Annotated in this window: 12 protein-coding genes; 5 read left to right on the top strand and 7 right to left on the bottom strand. The window is 61.5% G+C overall.

Annotated features, from left to right (window positions below):
• Positions 1-405 precede the first annotated feature (405 nt).
• Positions 406-1,569: a type III PLP-dependent enzyme gene (locus tag ASD70_RS02055; RefSeq protein ID WP_056845525.1), complete on the top strand. Its 1,164-nt coding sequence runs from the start codon at positions 406-408 to the stop codon at positions 1,567-1,569.
• A gap of 111 nt (positions 1,570-1,680) precedes the next feature.
• Here ASD70_RS02055 and ASD70_RS02060 read toward each other — a convergent pair whose 3' ends face one another.
• Together ASD70_RS02060 and ASD70_RS02065 are read right to left on the bottom strand one after the other, a co-directional pair.
• Complete coding sequence (locus ASD70_RS02060) at positions 1,681-2,436, bottom strand: tetratricopeptide repeat protein (RefSeq protein ID WP_056845526.1); 756 nt, start codon at positions 2,434-2,436, stop codon at positions 1,681-1,683.
• Between the two features lies 1 nt (position 2,437).
• Positions 2,438-3,118: a Fe2+-dependent dioxygenase gene (locus tag ASD70_RS02065; protein WP_046070878.1), complete on the bottom strand. Its 681-nt coding sequence runs from the start codon at positions 3,116-3,118 to the stop codon at positions 2,438-2,440.
• Positions 3,119-3,323: 205 nt separating this feature from the next.
• Here ASD70_RS02065 and ASD70_RS02070 point away from each other — a divergent pair, with 205 nt between their 5' ends.
• On the top strand, positions 3,324-5,615 hold the full coding sequence (locus tag ASD70_RS02070) for a TonB-dependent receptor (RefSeq protein ID WP_056845527.1): 2,292 nt from the start codon (positions 3,324-3,326) through the stop codon (positions 5,613-5,615).
• Positions 5,616-5,752: 137 nt separating this feature from the next.
• A complete protein-coding gene (locus ASD70_RS02075) occupies positions 5,753-8,278 on the top strand; it encodes a PepSY domain-containing protein (RefSeq protein WP_056845528.1) in 2,526 nt (841 codons plus the stop codon).
• Positions 8,279-8,326: 48 nt separating this feature from the next.
• Here the strand turns inward: ASD70_RS02075 and ASD70_RS02080 are convergent, their stop codons facing one another.
• From ASD70_RS02080 to ptsP, 4 genes are all read right to left on the bottom strand, one after another.
• Positions 8,327-9,868, bottom strand: coding sequence for an alkaline phosphatase D family protein (locus ASD70_RS02080; protein WP_056845529.1), 1,542 nt, complete (start codon positions 9,866-9,868; stop codon positions 8,327-8,329).
• A 130-nt stretch (positions 9,869-9,998) separates the two neighbouring features.
• Positions 9,999-11,717 (bottom strand): PTS fructose-like transporter subunit IIB, encoded by a 1,719-nt coding sequence (locus ASD70_RS02085; RefSeq protein WP_056845530.1) that lies wholly within the window; start codon positions 11,715-11,717, stop codon positions 9,999-10,001.
• 11 nt (positions 11,718-11,728) lie between these two features.
• The gene (pfkB, locus tag ASD70_RS02090; RefSeq protein ID WP_046070874.1) at positions 11,729-12,649 is read right to left on the bottom strand and encodes a 1-phosphofructokinase; all 921 of its coding nucleotides are present in this window, start codon (positions 12,647-12,649) and stop codon (positions 11,729-11,731) included.
• On the bottom strand, positions 12,650-15,508 hold the full coding sequence (ptsP, locus tag ASD70_RS02095) for a phosphoenolpyruvate--protein phosphotransferase (protein ID WP_046070873.1): 2,859 nt from the start codon (positions 15,506-15,508) through the stop codon (positions 12,650-12,652).
• A gap of 293 nt (positions 15,509-15,801) precedes the next feature.
• Between ptsP and cra the strand changes: the two genes are divergently transcribed.
• Both cra and ASD70_RS02105 read left to right on the top strand, forming a co-directional pair.
• Positions 15,802-16,797: a catabolite repressor/activator gene (cra, locus tag ASD70_RS02100; RefSeq protein ID WP_056845531.1), complete on the top strand. Its 996-nt coding sequence runs from the start codon at positions 15,802-15,804 to the stop codon at positions 16,795-16,797.
• Positions 16,798-16,799: 2 nt separating this feature from the next.
• Positions 16,800-17,576: a TatD family hydrolase gene (locus tag ASD70_RS02105; protein WP_056845532.1), complete on the top strand. Its 777-nt coding sequence runs from the start codon at positions 16,800-16,802 to the stop codon at positions 17,574-17,576.
• On the opposite strand, the gene ASD70_RS02110 is transcribed toward ASD70_RS02105, so the two are convergent.
• On the bottom strand, positions 17,523-17,951 hold the full coding sequence (locus tag ASD70_RS02110; protein WP_046070870.1) for a hypothetical protein: 429 nt from the start codon (positions 17,949-17,951) through the stop codon (positions 17,523-17,525). The two genes, ASD70_RS02105 and ASD70_RS02110, sit on opposite strands and share 54 nt — an antisense overlap.
• Positions 17,952-18,005 lie beyond the last annotated feature (54 nt).

The raw sequence follows: 18,005 nt of genomic DNA on the forward strand, positions 1-18,005 counted from the left end.
GTGACTGACACACCGCTATCGGGAGCAAGCCCCCTCCCACATTTGCCCCTCGGTGAGTCAAGGAAATGTCCTCAATTCCCACTCAGCGGGGAACATCAATCCGTCACACCGGTCGGTTACATAAGTAGCTGCACGCGGCCGTACGACGAACGCGTGCAAAAACGCGACATTTTTAGTTGATCCCACGCCCGTCAAGCCCTAAAGTTCGCGCCGAACGTCCATGCTGGAAACGATCCATCCGGCTCAAGTACTGACGACGAGACAGCAAGGCCAAGGGAAGCTTACCCCGTGGCCTTTTTTGCTTTCGGCGACATGCCTTGGGAAGTAGGCGAACCAAAGTGGGGATACGGAGGACGTTCAGTTGTACCCATTGATTAATACAGTTTGCCCCTAGGAGTCCCCAGCATGTCGATCAACGTCGAAGACTATTTCGCGCGCGCCACCTTTGACAAAATGAAGGCGTTCGCCGACAAGCAAGAAACCCCGTTCGTGGTGATCGACACCGCGATGATCAGCCAGGCCTACGATGACCTGCGTGCCGGTTTCGAATTCGCCAAGGTGTATTACGCGGTCAAGGCCAACCCGGCCGTGGAGATCATCGACCTGTTGAAAGACAAGGGTTCGAGCTTCGACATCGCCTCGATCTACGAGCTGGACAAGGTCATGGACCGCGGCGTCAGCGCCGACCGTATCAGCTACGGCAACACCATCAAGAAATCCAAGGACATCCGCTACTTCTATGAGAAGGGCGTGCGCCTGTTCTCCACCGACTCCGAAGCCGACCTGCGCAACATCGCCAAGGCCGCGCCGGGTTCGAAAGTGTATGTGCGCATCCTCACCGAAGGCTCGACCACGGCCGACTGGCCTTTGTCGCGCAAATTCGGCTGCCAGACCGACATGGCCATGGACCTGCTGATCCTCGCCCGCGACCTGGGCCTGGTGCCGTACGGCATCTCGTTCCACGTCGGCTCGCAACAGCGCGACATCAGCGTGTGGGACGCGGCGATCGCCAAGGTCAAAGTGATCTTCGAGCGTCTGAAGGAAGAAGACGGCATTGAACTGAAGCTGATCAACATGGGCGGCGGCTTCCCAGCCAACTACATCACCCGCACCAACAGCCTGGAGACCTACGCCGAAGAAATCATCCGTTTCCTCAAGGAAGATTTCGGCGACGACCTGCCGGAAATCATCCTGGAGCCAGGCCGCTCGCTGATCGCCAACGCCGGCATCCTGGTCAGTGAAGTGGTGCTGGTTGCACGTAAATCGCGTACCGCCGTCGAGCGTTGGGTGTACACGGATGTGGGCAAGTTCTCCGGCCTGATCGAAACCATGGACGAAGCCATCAAGTTTCCGATCTGGACCGAGAAGAAAGGCGAGATGGAAGAAGTGGTCATCGCCGGCCCCACCTGCGACAGCGCCGACATCATGTACGAGAACTACAAGTACGGCCTGCCGCTGAACCTGGCGATTGGTGATCGTTTGTACTGGTTGTCGACCGGTGCGTACACCACCAGCTATAGCGCGGTTGAGTTCAATGGGTTTCCGCCATTGAAGTCGTTCTACATTTAACCCTGGCCAAACCCACTGTAGGAGCGAGCTTGCTCGCGAAGAACGCCAACGATACTGCGTACATGCTGAATGCACGCATCGTCCTCGGGTTTTTCGCGAGCAAGCTCGCTCCTACAAGGTTTGCAGGTGTTGGGCACGCTGCTGGTACGCCGCGGACATTGCTCGTATCTGCGGGTCATTCGCCAACGCCAAAGCCTTCTGCGCCGTGCTCAGGAACTTGAGATTCCCGTCCACCAACGCCTTGCGCAACCATTCCAGCGCCGCCTCGACCTGGCCTCTATCCGCCAGCACCGCCGCGTAGCTGAACTGCCCACGAAAATCCCCGCCTTCAGCCGAACGTCGATACCACTCCACGGCCGCGTCCAGGTCCTGCGTACACACCTGGCCGTCCTCCAGATAACGCCCCACCAGGTTCATCGACTTGGCGTGGCCCTGCTCTGCCGCCTGGCGATAAAGCGTCAGCGCTTGGGCCTGGTTTTGCACAACGCCACGGCCGGTCGCCAGCAGGTTGGCATAGTTGTACTGGCCCCAATCCAGGCCGGCCTCTGCTGCCAGGCGGTATTGGCGCGCAGCCGCCGCTTCATCGACGGCGCAACCCCAACCATGCTCCAGACAGCGCCCGGCCATATTGCGCGCCATCAAATGCCCGCCCTGCGCCGCAATCTGGAACCAGCGCAGCGCTAGCGCTTCATCGCGTGCAATGCCACGCCCTTGCAGCAGGATTTGCCCCAGCAAGGCCTGGGCCTCGACCACGCCTGCCTTGGCGGCGATCAGGATCGCCTGGGCAGCGCGCACCGGGGAGTCGTCGAGCATGGACTGCAATTGCTCAACGGTGAGCACCTCTTCACGGCGCAACAAGAAGCCCATCTCAGACCTCGACCCAGCGGCGCAGCAGGTTGTGATAGGTGCCGGTGAGTTGAATCAGCGCCGGGTGGTCAGGGACGTCGCGGGTCAGTTGCTGGATCGCGCCGTCCATTTCGAACAGCAAGGTGCGCTGGCTGTCTTCGCGCACCAGGCTTTGTGTCCAGAAGAACGAAGCATAGCGGGCGCCACGGGTCACGGCGTTGACCTTGTGCAGGCTGGAGCCGGGGTACAGCACCATGTCGCCGGCGGGCAGCTTGACCCGCTGCAGGCCGAAGGTGTCCTGGATTTCCAGTTCGCCGCCGTCGTATTCGTCCGGGTCGCTGAAGAACAGCGTGGACGACAGATCGGTACGCACACGTTCAGGGCTGCCTTTGGGTTGGCGTACGGCGTTGTCGATATGAAAGTCGAAACTGCCGCCAGCGGTGTAGCAGTTGAGCAACGGCGGGAAGACTTTGTGCGGCAGCGCCGCCGACATGAACAATGGGTTGTTCCACAACCGCTCCAACATGGCCGCGCCGATTTCCTTGGCCAGGGGGTGGCCTTCGGGCAATTGCAGGTTGTGCTTGGCCTTGGCCGACTGATGCCCGGCAGTGATTTTGCCGTCAGCCCACTCGGTTTCTTCCAGGGCTTGGCGAATGCGCAGCACCTCCTCGCGAGAAAACAGGCCGGGAATGTGCAGCAACATGAGGCAATACCTGCAATCAGAGAGGTGCCAATAGTATTGATTCTTATCTACCCTGTAAAACTCGGGGACGAACGAGATTGCAAAAACCGTAAGAAAAAAGTGTAAAGAATGTAAATTCGATGCGAATAGCAATATCTCGCAATTGATACAAAGTCTTGTTGGCCCTATATTCCGCGGCCTCACATCCTTGGGGAAGGGACACGTCATGTCGCGCATTCTTATAAAAACACCAGCCAGTTCACCACGCATGCTGGCCTCGGCCATCGGTGTAGCCTTGAGTGCCAGCTCTGCCGCCCACCTGGCGCAGGCAGCGGAAAACACCGAGCAGAAAGGCGAGCGCAACCCTATCTCACTTGGCGCCACCAACATTACCGGCCAGGACCAGGACAACACCTCCTACCAGGTGGAAAAAGCCTCTTCTCAGAAATACACCGCGCCGCTGGTGGACACACCGCGTTCGGTCACCGTGGTGCCGCAACAAGTGCTCAAGGACACCGCCGCTACCTCGTTGCAGGATGCCTTGCGCACCGTACCGGGCATTACCTTTGGTGCCGGTGAAGGTGGCAACCCCCAGGGCGACCGCCCGTTCATTCGTGGTTTTGATGCCCAGGGCGACACTTACCTGGATGGCGTGCGCGACACCGGCGGCCAGAGCCGCGAGATCTTCGACATCGAGTCGATCGAAGTCAGCAAAGGACCGAACTCCTCGTTCGGCGGCCGTGGCTCGGCCGGTGGCAGCCTCAACCTGGTAAGCAAGACCCCACAAGCGCGGGACTTCACCAACGGCGGCTTCACCTACGGTTCCGACCAGACCCGCCGCTACGTGCTCGACGTCAACCGCCAGTTCCTCGATGACAGCGCCGCCTTCCGCCTGAACCTGATGAGCCACGAACAAAACGTTGCCGGCCGCGATGCGGTGAACTACGACCGTTGGGGCGTGGCCCCGTCGCTGACGTTTGGCCTGGGTACGCCGACCCGCGTCAACCTCAGCTACTACCATATGGAAAGCGATGACTTGCCGGATTCGGGGGTTCCGTATGGCTATGGCAGCACTGCCTCGAACGCCGTGCATGTACATGACAAACCTACCGATGGCGGCGACAGCAGCAACTTTTACGGCTTAAAAAGCCGTGACTTCCGCAAGACCCGCGCAGACATCAGCACGATCTCCATCGAGCACGACCTGAACGACAACATGACGCTGAAAAATACCCTGCGCCATGGCAGCACCGGCCAGGACTATGTGTTGACGCAGCCTGACGATAGCCAGCACAACGTCAACCAGTTCGGCACTGTGTGGCGTCGCGCCAACAGTCGCGTGTCCACCACTACGACGACCACTAACCAGACCGATCTGTTTGGTAATTTCCAATTGGCGGGGATGAAGCACTCTTACTCCACCGGTCTGGAATTCACGGGCGAAGAAACCCGCGTAAGTGGCTACACCGTCAGCCCCAACAGCAATCCGATATGCACCGTTGGCAAAGGAAGCGTGGGCGGCAATTGCACCTCGCTGAGCAATCCAAATCCGAACGATGCCTGGAACGGCAACGTTGCGCGCAACTACAACGGCACCAACACAAAAGCTACCAGTCGCGCTGCCTATGTATTCGACACCATCGAACTTGATCCTAAATTGCTGCTTAATGTAGGCCTGCGCTACGACACCTTCGACACTCAAGCCAACACCAATGCCGCTACAGGGCGTACCAAGCTCAAAGACGACAGCCAGTTTTTCAACTGGCAAGCCGGGCTTGTGTGGAAGCCCACGGAAAACGGCAGCATCTACACCTCTTATGCCACCTCAGCCTCACCAGTCGGCGGCTTGGTAGGTGAAGGTCAGGAACCCAATGGTTTCGTTACCGGCATCAACACCAGCGATCTGGAACCCGAAGAAACAGTCAACTACGAACTCGGCACTAAGTGGGATCTGTTTCATGATCGCCTGTCCCTAACTGCTGCCGTGTTCCGCACAGAGAAGAAAAACACACGGATTCTGGTGAGTTCCAACACCTTCGAAAACGGCGGTGAATCCCGAGTCGATGGCTTGGAGCTGTCTGCCAGCGGCAAAATCACTGACCAATGGCAAGTATTCGCTGGCTACAGCTACCTGAAAAGCGAGCTGGTAGATCCTGGCAGAATCGGCAACCGTCAAAACGTAGTCGCTGCCGGTTCCAACAAAGGCAACCAGATGCCCAACACGCCGAAGAACTCCTTCAGCCTGTGGACCACCTACGACATCTCGCCGAAGCTGACCGTCGGCGGCGGCGCGTTCTACGTCGATGAGGTTTACGGCGATGCCGGCAACACCGTGTACGTGCCGTCCTACACCCGCTATGACGCCATGGCCAGCTACAAGCTGACTAAGAACGTCGACCTGCAACTGAACGTGCAGAACCTCACCGACAAGACCTACTACGACAAGGCCTACTCGGCGCACTTCGCCAACCAGGCGGCCGGGCGCACCGCGCTGTTGACCACCAGCTTCCACTTCTAAAAGCGGTCAATGCTCCGACCCAAGGCCCCACGCATCGGATGCGTGGGGCTTTTGTGTGTAAAACAGAATTTTTCTCGTTAACCCACGGCATAATGCGCGCCGTGAAATAGATATCCAGATGAGCGAGGCGGCCCGACGTGTTGAAGAAAACCCTGTTCCAGTTGCACTGGTTTTTCGGCATCACTGCCGGGCTGGTGCTGGCCTTGATGGGGGTCACCGGGGCCGCGTACTCGTTCCAGGATGAAATCCTGCGAGCACTCAACCCTACGGTACTCAGCGTACAGAAGCGCGAAGCCGGCGTGCTGCCGCCTGCCGAACTGGTGCGCAAGCTGGAGGCCGCCGAAGGCAAGAGCGTTGCGATGCTGTGGGTGGAAAGCGACAGCGGCAACGCCGCCCGGGTATCCTTCACCCCGCCGCCGGGGGAGCGTCGTGGCCAGATGCGCTACTTCGACCCCTATACCGGCGACTACCTGGGCGACGCCGTCGGCCAGGATGTGTTTGGTTTTATTTTGCAACTGCACCGCTTCCTCGCCGTCGGCGAAACCGGGCGCAACATCACCGGCGCCTGCACTCTGATCCTGGTGTTTTTCTGCCTCTCCGGTTTATATCTGCGCTGGCCGCGCCAGGTAAAAAACTGGCGGGTATGGTTGACCCTGGACTGGCGCAAGAAGGGCCGCAGTTTCAACTGGGACCTGCATTCGGTATTCGGCACCTGGTGTCTGCTGTTTTATCTGTTGGCGGCACTGACCGGACTGTATTGGTCCTACGACTGGTACAACCAGGGCATGACCAAACTGCTCTCCGACGCGCCGCAAAACGAGCGCATGCGCAAACGCGGCCCGCCACCTGCCGGCCCTGCTCCGGTAGCCAACTATGACGCGATCTGGAGCAGCATCTACAGCAGTGCCGGCCCCGACCTGAGTGCCTACAACATCCGCATGCCAGCCGTCGCCGGGCAACCGGCCACCGTGTATTACCTGCTCAAAGACTCGCCCCATGACCGTGCGCTGAACCAGATCAACCTGGACCCGGCCACCGGCGAGGTCAAATCCCACGAGCGCTACGCCAGCAAGAGCCTCAAATCGCAATTACTGACCAGTGTCTATGCGCTGCACACCGGCAGCTATTTCGGCCTGATCGGACGCATCATCCTCACCGTCAGCTCGTTGCTAATGCCATTGTTCTTTATCACCGGCTGGCTGCTGTACCTCGACCGCCGCCGCAAGAAGCGCCAGGTGCGCGATGCCCGCCAGGGCCTGACGACCAATCACAGCGATGCGCCGGCCTGGCTGATCGGCTTTGCCAGCCAGAGCGGTTTTGCCGAACAACTTGCATGGCAAACGGCAGGCCAGTTGCAAGCCGCGGGCCTGCCGGTGAAGGTGCAGCCCCTGGGCAGCCTCAGCCAAGACGACCTGAGCCAGTCGGAACATGCGTTATTCGTGGTCAGCACTTTCGGCGACGGTGAAGCCCCCGACAACGCGCGGGGTTTTGAGCGCAGAGTGCTCGGTCAGGATTTACCGCTCAAAGGCTTGAACTACTCGGTATTGGCCCTGGGTGATCGTCAGTATGAACACTTCTGCGGCTTTGCCCGGCGCCTGCATTTCTGGCTGACCAACCAGGGTGGCAATGCACTGTTCGCCCCGGTGGAAGTCGACAGCGGCGACACTGAGGCCTTGCTGACCTGGCAACAGCAACTCGGCCAACTCACCGGTCACGCGCCAGCGGCGGCTTGGCAACCCGCCCAATATGAAACATGGACACTGAGCCTACGCACCCTGCTCAACCCTGGCAGCGTCGGCGCCGACGTCTATCTGCTGGGCCTCACACCGCCCACGGCGCAAAGCTGGCAGGCCGGTGACCTGGTGGAAATCCTGCCGCGAAACTGCCCCTGGGCCATTGATCACTTCCTCCACGGCCTGGGCCTGGCCGGCAGCGACGGCGTGTTGATCGACGGCTTGGCGCACACCCTCGACCAAGCCCTGGCCACCCGCCAATTGCCGGACAACCGCGCGCACCTGGTCGGCCTGCATGCCCAAGCCTTGGTGAACGCACTGGTCCCCCTGGGCATGCGCGAATACTCCATCGCCTCGATCGCCAGCGACGGTGTGCTCGAGCTGATCGTGCGCCAGGAACGCCATCCCGACGGGAGCCTGGGCCTTGGCTCTGGCTGGCTGACGGAACATGCGGCCATCGGTTCGGGCATCAGTCTGCGCCTGCGCCGCAACAGCGGCTTCCACCTGCCGGATGCGCCGGTGCCGCTGATCCTGCTGGGCAACGGCACCGGCCTGGCGGGCCTGCGCAGCTTGCTCAAGGCACGCATCGCCGATGGCCAGCAGCGCAACTGGCTGCTGTTTGGCGAACGCCAGATCGCCCATGACTACCTGTGCCAGGGCGAACTGCAAGGCTGGCTCGCCAGTGGCGACCTGGCCTTGCTCGACCTGGCGTTCTCCCGGGATCAGGAAGAGAAGATCTACGTACAGGATCGCCTGCGCGAATCGGCCGATGTGCTGCGCAAATGGCTGGCGGATGGCGCGGCGATTTATGTATGCGGCAGTCTGCAGGGGATGGCGACGGGGGTGGATCAGGCGTTGGTGGATATCCTGGGTAATGAGGCGGTGGAGCGCTTGATTGAACAGGGCCGCTATCGCCGGGATGTGTACTGAGATTTTGTTGGCCCTGATCGTTCCCACGCGGAGCGTGGGAACGATCGCCTAGACGGGTTGCAGCTTTTGTTCGAACACTGACAGCCCGTCCAGGTCGCGCAAAATCACGGTCAATTCTGCCGTCTGCCCATCAATCTGCACTTCACCAAAAAACTGAAAGCCAGCAAACGGCGAAGTGTTTTGCGCAGGCGGAGCTTTCTCGAACACTACCTGCGGGCCAAAGGTTTTATCCAGCGGATTAGGCCCGAAACTCCCGGCATTCAACGGCCCGGCCACAAACTCCCAGAACGGCTCGAAATCCTGGAACGCCGCCCGGTCCGGGTGATAGTGGTGCGCTGCGCAATAGTGCACATCGGCCGTCAGCCACACATGGTTGCGCACCTGTTGCGCTCTTAAAAAGCCCAGCAGCTCGGCGATTTCCAACTCACGCCCTTGCGCCTGACCAGGGTCGCCATTGGCAATAGCCTCCCAACGTGGCACGCCAGGGCTTACCTCACCGTCAGGCACGCCCAGGCCGATGGGCATATCGGCGGCAACGACCTTCCACTGCGCTTGCGACCCCTTGAGTTCTCGCTTGAGCCAATCCAACTGTTCGCGACCCAGGAACGGTTTCTCGCCGCCCAGGTTGTCGTCATTCGGCCCACGGTAGCTGCGCATATCCAGCACAAATACATCCAGCAGCGGCCCATAGCTGAGCTTGCGATAAATACGCCCGCCGCCGTCGGCACTCTGCCGCCGCATGGGTGAATATTCCAGCCAGGCCTGGCGCGCGCGACCGACAAGGGTATTGATGTCGCGGGTCTGGTAACGCTCGTCCAACTGCTTGCTGGAAGACCAGTTATTGATCACCTCGTGATCGTCCCACTGCCAGATCTGCGGCACTTGGGCATTGAAACGACGCACGTTTTCATCCATCAGGTTGTAACGGTAATTGCCGCGATATTCATCCAGGGTTTCGGCGACTTTGCTCTTGGCTTGGGTGGTGATGTTGCGCCAGATGCGCCCGCCTTCGGTGACCAGTTGCGCGGGCACCGGGCCGTCGGCGTAGATGGTGTCGCCGCTGTGGATAAAGAAGTCTGGCAGGCGCAGGCGCATGGCTTCGTAGATGCGCATGCCGCCGATGTCCGGGTTGATACCAAAGCCTTGGCCGACGGTGTCGCCGCTCCACACAAAGCGGATGTCGCGGCGCTGTTGCGGCACGCTGCGCAAGTGGCCGAACCAGGGTTCGCTGGCGACACCGGTCTGGGCATCTTCGAAATGCACACGATAGAAAATCGCCTGGTCCACCGGCAAACCGGTGAGTTCCACGCGGGCGGTGAAGTCGGTGCGGCTGTCGGCCAGGGGCGAGATGAACTTGCGTGGGTTACTGAACACACTGCGGGTGTCCCACTCCACCACCATCTTCGCCGGGCGGTCGCTGCGGCTCCAGATCATCGCACGGTCGCCGAGCAGGTCGCCGGACTGCACCCCGTCAGTGAGTTGCGGCCGGTCCTTCACCGAAGCGATCACCGCCGGGGCCAGGCCCGGCAACAACAGACCAGCGCCGACGGCTTGCATCACACGGCGGCGGCCGAGATCGAAGTCGCTCATGCAGGTGCCCTCTTGAGTATCAAAAGGGTCACTAAAGCATGCGGGGATGAAGCAGATATGACACCACCCTTACAGCCAAGGAAAATCCAAATGTGGGAGGGGGCAAGCCCCTCCCATATTTTGAATCCCATCAGCCCTTGGCAGCAGTGACCGTCAGTTCCACAGCTTCCGGTCGCTTAAGCAGCGCATACACCAACCCCGTCAACACGCTGCCCGCCACAATCGCCAGCAAATACATCAATGCATGGTTCATCGCATTCGGGATCACCAGAACAAACAAGCCGCCGTGGGGCGCGGCGAGTTTGCAGCCAAAGTACATCGACAGCGCACCGGTCAAGGCGCCACCGGCAATGCTGGCCGGGATCACCCGCAGCGGGTCTTTGGCCGCGAACGGGATCGCGCCCTCGGAGATAAAGCACAGGCCCAGGACCATCGCCGCCTTGCCGGCTTCGCGCTCGGTCTGGGCGAATTTGCGTCGGGCGAGCAAGGTCGCGATGCCCATGCCAATCGGCGGCACCATGCCGGCAGCCATGGTCGCGGCCATCGGCGCACCACTCGACGCCGCCAACAGGCCCACGGAAAACGCATACGCCGCCTTGTTGATCGGCCCACCCAAGTCCACGCACATCATGCCGCCGAGCAAAATACCCAGCAGCACCGCGTTGGTGGTGCCCATGGTGCTGAGAAAATCGGTCAGGCCGGACAGCAACCGGGCGACAGGCGGGCCGACCAGGTAGATCATCACCAGACCGGTGAACAAGCTCGCCAGCAACGGGATGATCAGGATCGGCTTGAGCGCCTCCAGGCTCTGGGGCAGTCGCACCGCACGGCTTATCAACTTGACGCAGTATCCCGCGACGAAACCCGCCAGGATGCCGCCGATAAAGCCCGCGCCCAGCGTACCCGCCAGCAAGCCGCCGATCATGCCCGGCGCCAGGCCAGGGCGGTCGGCAATCGAATAGGCAATGTAGCCTGCCAGCAGCGGCACCATCAGCAGGAATGCCTGGTCACCGACGCTTTTCAGCGCTGCCGCCAAGGTGCCGGGCTGTTCGAAGGCATGGATGCCGAACACGAATGACAAGGCGATCAGCAAGCCCCCCGCCACCACCATCGGCAACATGTACGACACGCCGGTGAGCAAGTGTTTGTAGACGCCGGTTTTCTCCGATTTGGCCGGCGCGCCGCTGGCTGCGCTTTCCACTGTGCCTTCGGCCAGGGCCTTGTTGAGGATGGCTTCGGATTGCTTGAGGGCAATACCGGTGCCACAGCGGTAGATTTTCTTGCCGGCAAAACGCTCGGTGGCGACTTCGATATCGGCCGCCAGCAACACCACGTCGGCATTGGCGATGGCCTCCGGGCTCAACGGCGTGCGGGCGCCCACCGAGCCCTGGGTCTCGACCTGCAAGTCATAACCCAGGCGTTTGGCGGCCTGCTGCAAGGCTTCGGCGGCCATGAAGGTGTGGGCCACGCCCGTCGGGCAGGCGGTAATCGCGACGATACGCGGCGCATCTTTCGCCGCCACCGGGGCGCCGCTGGTGACATATACCTGGGCTTCTTCGGCGCCGCGACGCAATACGGCCTCGACATCCGCCAGGGCCTGGGCCGGGGTGGTCTGGAACACGCGCTTGCCGACAAACCGCTGCATGTCCACCGGTGTGCTGCTGACCAACAACACCCATTCAGCGTCATCGAGGGTGGCCTGGGACAACTGGCGCTCCGGGCGCTGCACGTCGACGACTTCGACACTGGTGTGCAAGCCCATGCGCTGGGCGGCGGCGTCCAACAAGCGGGCGCACAGCACACTGGTGACCATGCCGTTGGGGCAGGCGGTAACAATGGCTAACTTCATCACAAACCCTCTTATTGTTCTGTCAGCGTGCGTACATCGACGCCGCTTTCTAGGTGCGCCAACTGCGCGTCATCGCTGATGCCAAAGCCGATCTGCGTTACGGCCATCGCGGCAATCGCCGTGGCGCGGCGCAATGTCTGTTCGGCTGCTTCGTCGCTGAGCAAGCCATGAAGCATGCCGGCCAGCAGCGAGTCGCCGGCGCCCACGGTGCTGGCCACCGTCACCTTGGGCGGCGTGGCGTGCAGCGCTGCACCCGGGCGGTACCAGGTCACACCCGCAGCACCGTCGGAGACCACCACATGTTCGACGCCCTGCTGATGCAGTTGGCCGATGGCATCGGTGGCATTATCCAAGGCTTCGGCCAGCTCTTCGGTATTGGGCTTGACCAGCCACGGGCCGGCCTGCAAACCGGTGCGCAACGCTTCTCCACTGGTGTCCAGGGCGACTTTCAAACCGAGGCCTTTCAACTGCTGCAGCAGCCCCTGAAACCACTGCGGGCTGACGCCACGCGGCAAGCTGCCGGCCACCACCACTGCGTCAAATTGCGCGCCGATCATTGCGACCTTATCGAGCAGTGCGTGTTGCGCCTCTTCACTCACCAGCGGCCCCGGCGCATTGATGTCGGTGACACGCCCGTCCTGTTCGGCAATCTTGATATTGCTGCGGGTTTCGCCGGGCACGCGAACGAACGCATCGCCAAACCCACGGCGGCTGATCAGCGCATCGAAAGCCTGGGGGTTCGCCTCACCGAGAAACCCGCCGACGCTGACGTCATGGCCCAGGTCCGCCAGCACTTGCGCCACGTTCACGCCCTTGCCCGCCGCATGGGTGAGCATCGCTTCACTGCGATTGACTGCACCCGGTTCCAGGCGCGCCAGGCGCACCGTGAGGTCCAACGCCGGGTTCAGCGTCAGGGTCAGAATCTTCGCCATTTACACGGCCTCCACAAGGGCACGCACTTCGGCAGGCGAACCAACCAACAGTGCTTGTTGCGCCAGGCCCCGGGCCTCGCTCAGACTGAATTCACGTACACGCGCCTTTACTTCAGGAATGCTGCGGGCCGACACGCTCAACTCATCCACCCCCAGGCCGACCAGCACCGGCACGGCCAATGGATCCGCCGCCAACTCGCCGCAGACGCCGACCCATTTGCCGTGGGCATGGGCGGCACGCACAGTGATGTCAATCAGTTGCAACACCGCCGGGTGCAGGCCGTCGGCCTGGGCCGACAGGGTCGGGTGACCACGGTCGATGGCCAGGGTGTACTGGGTCAGGTCATTGGTGCCGACGCTGAAGAAGTCCACTTCCTTGGCCAGTACCGGCGCCAGCAAGGCGGCTGACGGCACTTCGATCATGATGCCCAACTGCAAATCAGCCACCGGGATTTCCAGGCGCAGGCGCTCGGTCATGTCCCGGGCTGCGCGCCACTCATCCACGCTGCCGACCATGGGGAACATGATGCGCAACGGTCGGTTATCCGCCGAACGCAGCAGCGCACGCAGTTGCGCTTCCATGATCTTGGGGCGCTGCAAGGTCAGGCGAATGCCGCGTACGCCAAGAAAGGGGTTTTCTTCTTCGGCGATAGGCCAATACGGTAAAGGTTTATCGCCGCCCACATCGAGGGTGCGTACCACCAGCGGGCGCCCGTCGAGGCCGTCGAGCACGCGACGGTATTCGGCCTCCTGGGTGGCTTCGTCCGGTGCCTGGGGGTGGGCCATGAAAATCAGTTCGGTGCGCAGCAGGCCAATGCCTTCGGCGCCCTGCTCCACTGCACTGGCCACCCCGGCGCTTTCGCCGATATTGGCGAACACTTCCACGGCGTGACCGTCACGGGTCAGCGCCGGTTCATGGCGCTGGGCCGACGCCGCCTGCAAGCGTTGTTCGCGGGTATCGCGCTCGACCACGGCCCGCTGCAGAGTGGCAGCGTCCGGGTCGACATGCAGGCGACCGCGCTGACCGTCGAGCAACAGCGGTGTGCCGGCGTTCAGCAGCAACACTGCAGCGCCTGCGCCGACCAAGGCAGGAATGCCCAAGGCGCGAGCGACGATGGCGCTGTGGGCGGTGGCACCGCCGCGAGCGGTAAGGATACCGGCGACGCGGGCCGGGTCCAGGCGTGCCACGTCTGAAGGGCCGACTTCATCCATCACCAGGATGTAGGGCTCGCTGGGCGCCTGAATGGTTTCGACACCGCACAGTTGCGCCAGCACTCGACGGCCGATATCGCGCAGGTCGGCGGCGCGCTCGGCCAGCAACGCGTCCTGCAACGCTTCCTGCTGCTTGGCGGCGGCCTCGATCACGCTCATCCAGGCGGCTTCGGCGCTTTCGCCCTGCTTGAGGCGGGTGTCGACTTCGTCGGTCAGTTCCGGGTCGTCGAGCATTTCCTGGTGGGTGATGAAAATCTCGCGGATGGCCTTGGCCAGGCTGCGTTCGATCAGGCCCTGGATATCCTGGCGCACCTCGTTCAAGGCCGTGTGCAGGCGCTGGCGCTCAATCGCGGCAGACTCACCGCGCATGGGGTAATCAAACAGCTGTGGAATCTGGATATGGGCCGGGCCGATGGCGATGCCCGGCGCGGCGGCGATGGCCTGGAGCTGGCTACCACTCAGTGGCGCACTGAGTACCGGCTCGACATCGACCTGGGCAGGTTGGGCGCTCACGCTCGGCAATGGCTCGACTTCTTCGCCAAGCCCCTCTTCGATCGCGGCCAACAGCGCGGGCAATGCGTCGCCGGCAATCGTCGGCTCGGCAACGAATTCCAGTACCTGGCCGCGACGCGCACCAAGGCTGAGCAACTTGCTCAGGCTTTTGACCGACACGGCGCCCACCGGGCCATCGATGATACGCACACGGATATCGCCGTCGAAACTCTTCGCCAATTGCGCGAGGATCTTGGCCGGGCGCGCATGCAGGCCATGGGCGTTGGCCAGGGTGATGCGGGCGCTGGGCCAATCCGCAGGCAGTTCGCCGCCCAGCACTTCCAGCACCGCACGGCTGCTGGTGGCACGCCCCAGTTCCTGGCCGCGCCCTTCAATCAACAAGGCACACAGGCGTTCAAGCAGGGCTTGGTGGGCTTCACCGAGGCTCGCCAGGCAGAACAGGCCGTGCAGGGGCTGGCCGAGGTAGCGCATGGGCTTGTCCGGCGTGACAAACGCCAGGCCCGGGCGCTTGACCGTCTGCTCGCTGTGCAACCACCACAAGCCATCGCCCAGGGGCAGCGCGTCAACTTGTTGCAGCACTGCAGCAAAACCATTGCTCACGCAGTCGGCCTGACGCAGCAGGCGTGCGCCGCGCCATACCAGCTCTTCAAAATCATCGGCAGATACGCCCAGGCTGATCATCTGCGCATCCAGCGCCAGCTCCTGGGGGGCGCCTTGCAACAGCTTCAACAAGGCTTCGGCGCTGCCGGCCCGACGCAGTGCCTGGCCCAAGTCGGTTTCACCGAGGGCGCGGGTCAGCAGTTGCAGCAGGCGCAGGTGCTCATCGGATTTAGCCGCGATACCAATCGCCAGGTAGACCACCTGGCCGTCGCCCCAGTCCACCCCTTCGGGGAACTGCAGCAAACGCACACCGGTGGAAAATACCTGGTCGCGGGTTTCTGGCGTGCCGTGGGGAATGGCGATGCCCTGGCCGAGAAAAGTCGAACCCTGGGCCTCACGGGCTTGCAAGCCACTGAGATAACCCTCGGCAACCAGGCCATCGGCCACCAATTTATCAGCGAGCAGGTGCAAGGCAGCAGACTTATCCACAGCCACCTGGCCCATGGATATCTGCTCTACGGTGAGCTCAAGCATGCCGTTCTCCTAGTTAGTGCGATGTGCGCACTAGGTATTGTTTTGAATTGATCAGCGCGAGACGTTCAAAAATAACTGACTGAGTGGTCAATTGGCAGTGGTCACTCAGTGGCGAACATCGTAAAAATACGCCTGCTGAAACGTTTAATCTAGAATTTATGGCAGATTACGCGTTAATTGCGCAAGCTAGAAGGGCCACTCGGCGCTTGCTCTGGGACATTGGTCGTGGGCTGGAATCGGTTACGATTGGACAAAATGTCGGGGCACGCTCTAAAAAACAAGGAAATCCCGGTTTGAAACTCAGTGATATCGCACGTCTGGCCGGTGTGTCCGTGACCACCGCCAGCTATGTCATCAATGGCAAGGCCGAACAGCAACGCATCAGCAATGCAACCGTTGAGCGTGTGCGCGCCGTGGTCCAGGCCCATGGCTTTACGCCCAATCCCCAAGCCGCCGGGCTGCGCAGCCGGCATACGCGCACCTTGGGGTTCATCTTGCCCGACCTGGAAAACCCCAGTTACGCACGCATCGCCAAGCTGCTGGAACAAGGTGCACGGGCGCGGGGCTACCAGTTGTTGATTGCCAGTTCCGATGACGAAGCCGCCAGTGAACGCCAACTGCTGCAACTGTTCCGTGCGCGGCGTTGCGATGCGTTGTTCGTCGCCAGTTGCCTGCCAGCCACGGATGACAGCTATCGCGAGCTGCAAGCCAAGGGGTTGCCGGTGATCGCCATCGACCGGGTCATGGAGCCTGGCCAATTCTGCTCGGTGGTCAGCGATGACCGCCAGGCCTGCCAGCAACTCACCAGCAGCCTGCTGCAACCGCTGCCCAAGCAGATCGCGCTGATCGGCGCACACCCCGAACTGAGCATCAGCCAGGAGCGTACCGCCGGTTTCCGTCAAGCGCTGCAAGGCTTCAACGGCGAAGTGATCATCGAACAGGGCGAAGCTTTCAGCCGTGACTGCGGCCGACAGTTGATGGAACAACTGCTGCAACGCTTGGGGCATTTGCCCGACGCGCTGGTGACCACCTCCTACGTACTGCTGCAAGGCGTGTTCGACGCACTGCATGACTTCCCCCTCAGGTCGCGCCCCCTGCGCCTGGGCACCTTCGGCGATACCCAACTGCTGGATTTCCTGCCACTGCCGGTCAACGCCATGGCCCAGCAACACCAGTTGATCGCCGAGACCGCCCTGCGCCTGGCCCTGGCCGCCATTGAGGAAGAACAGTACCAACCGGGCGTGCACGCCATTGGGCGGACCTTCAAGCAGCGTATTCACGAGGCCTGAGCGTGGAGCTGATCGACACCCACACCCACCTGGACTTCGCGGATTTCGACCACGATCGCCCGCAAGTCCTCGCCTATAGCCGTCAACTCGGCGTACAGCGCATGGTGGTGTTGGGCGTATACAAGAGAAATTGGCAGCGGCTGTGGGATTTGGTGCAGGAGGACGACGGCTTGTTCGCGGCCCTCGGCTTGCACCCGGTGTATCTCGATGAACATCGCCCTGCCGACCTGCTGGAGCTGGGGGACTGGTTGACCCGCCTGCAAGGCCACCGGCAACTATGCGCCGTGGGCGAAATTGGCCTGGATTACTTTCTTGAGCACCTCGACCGCGAGCACCAGCAAAGCCTGTTTGAAGCCCAGTTGAAACTTGCGGCGGATTTCCAACTGCCGGCCTTGCTGCACGTACGCCGCAGCCACGCCGCCGTGATTGCCACCCTCAAGCGCATCCGCCTGCCGCGGGGCGGGATCATCCATGCGTTCGCCGGCAGCGTCGAGGAGGCCCGCGAGTACATCAAGCTCGGTTTCAAGCTTGGTCTGGGCGGCGCCGCCACCTGGCCCCAAGCCCTGCGCATGCACAAGGTACTTGCCCAGTTGCCCCTTGACGCTGTTGTGCTGGAAACCGATTCGCCGGATATGGCCCCGGCCATGTATCCCGACCAGCGCAACAGCCCGCAGCACCTGCCGGACATCTGCGTAGCGCTGGCGCAGCGCATGGCAATCAGCCCTTCATTGCTGGCTGAGACGAGCACACGCAATGCGTGCGAGTTGTTCAACTGGTAGCGGGCTGATGACCTGCAACTTCAAGGTCATCCGCTGTCGATGACGGGCGTAGCGCACCACCAGGAAATGAATCAACACCGTAACCAGCGAAAGGTTGAACTGCGCAATCATGCTGAGCAGCCCCAACCACTCTGCAACCAGGGCCACCACCAAGGTCGCGCACGTCAGCATGATCATGCTCGGGCGCACCAACGCCCACTGGTCGAGAGCGCGAAACCGACGCAACTGTTTGAGGCAACACAGCTGCAAGCCGCAGTGGCAATACGTACAGTCAAAAGGTATATCAACAGCAATGGCATTCAATTGCCAAGGCTTGAGTTCAAACGTCATGTCGCACTGGGCGCAATGCCCCTTGATACCGATTGCAGCGGCCATCGTCGTGTCTCCTCGTGACCGTGACGGATGAAATAAATTCTCACCTAACCACGC

Source organism: Pseudomonas sp. Root569 (genome assembly GCF_001427465.1).
GTDB lineage: Bacteria > Pseudomonadota > Gammaproteobacteria > Pseudomonadales > Pseudomonadaceae > Aquipseudomonas > Aquipseudomonas synxantha.

Excerpts from the sequence above, each read along its gene's own strand:
- ASD70_RS02055 (WP_056845525.1), top strand. The coding sequence starts at position 406 with ATGTCGATCAACGTCGAAGACTATTTCGCGCGCGCCACCTTTGACAAA.
- ASD70_RS02060 (WP_056845526.1), bottom strand. The coding sequence starts at position 2,436 with ATGGGCTTCTTGTTGCGCCGTGAAGAGGTGCTCACCGTTGAGCAATTG.
- ASD70_RS02065 (WP_046070878.1), bottom strand. The coding sequence starts at position 3,118 with ATGTTGCTGCACATTCCCGGCCTGTTTTCTCGCGAGGAGGTGCTGCGC.
- ASD70_RS02070 (WP_056845527.1), top strand. The coding sequence starts at position 3,324 with ATGTCGCGCATTCTTATAAAAACACCAGCCAGTTCACCACGCATGCTG.
- ASD70_RS02080 (WP_056845529.1), bottom strand. The coding sequence starts at position 9,868 with ATGAGCGACTTCGATCTCGGCCGCCGCCGTGTGATGCAAGCCGTCGGC.
- ASD70_RS02085 (WP_056845530.1), bottom strand. The coding sequence starts at position 11,717 with ATGAAGTTAGCCATTGTTACCGCCTGCCCCAACGGCATGGTCACCAGT.
- pfkB (WP_046070874.1), bottom strand. The coding sequence starts at position 12,649 with ATGGCGAAGATTCTGACCCTGACGCTGAACCCGGCGTTGGACCTCACG.
- ptsP (WP_046070873.1), bottom strand. The coding sequence starts at position 15,508 with ATGCTTGAGCTCACCGTAGAGCAGATATCCATGGGCCAGGTGGCTGTG.
- ASD70_RS02110 (WP_046070870.1), bottom strand. The coding sequence starts at position 17,951 with ATGGCCGCTGCAATCGGTATCAAGGGGCATTGCGCCCAGTGCGACATG.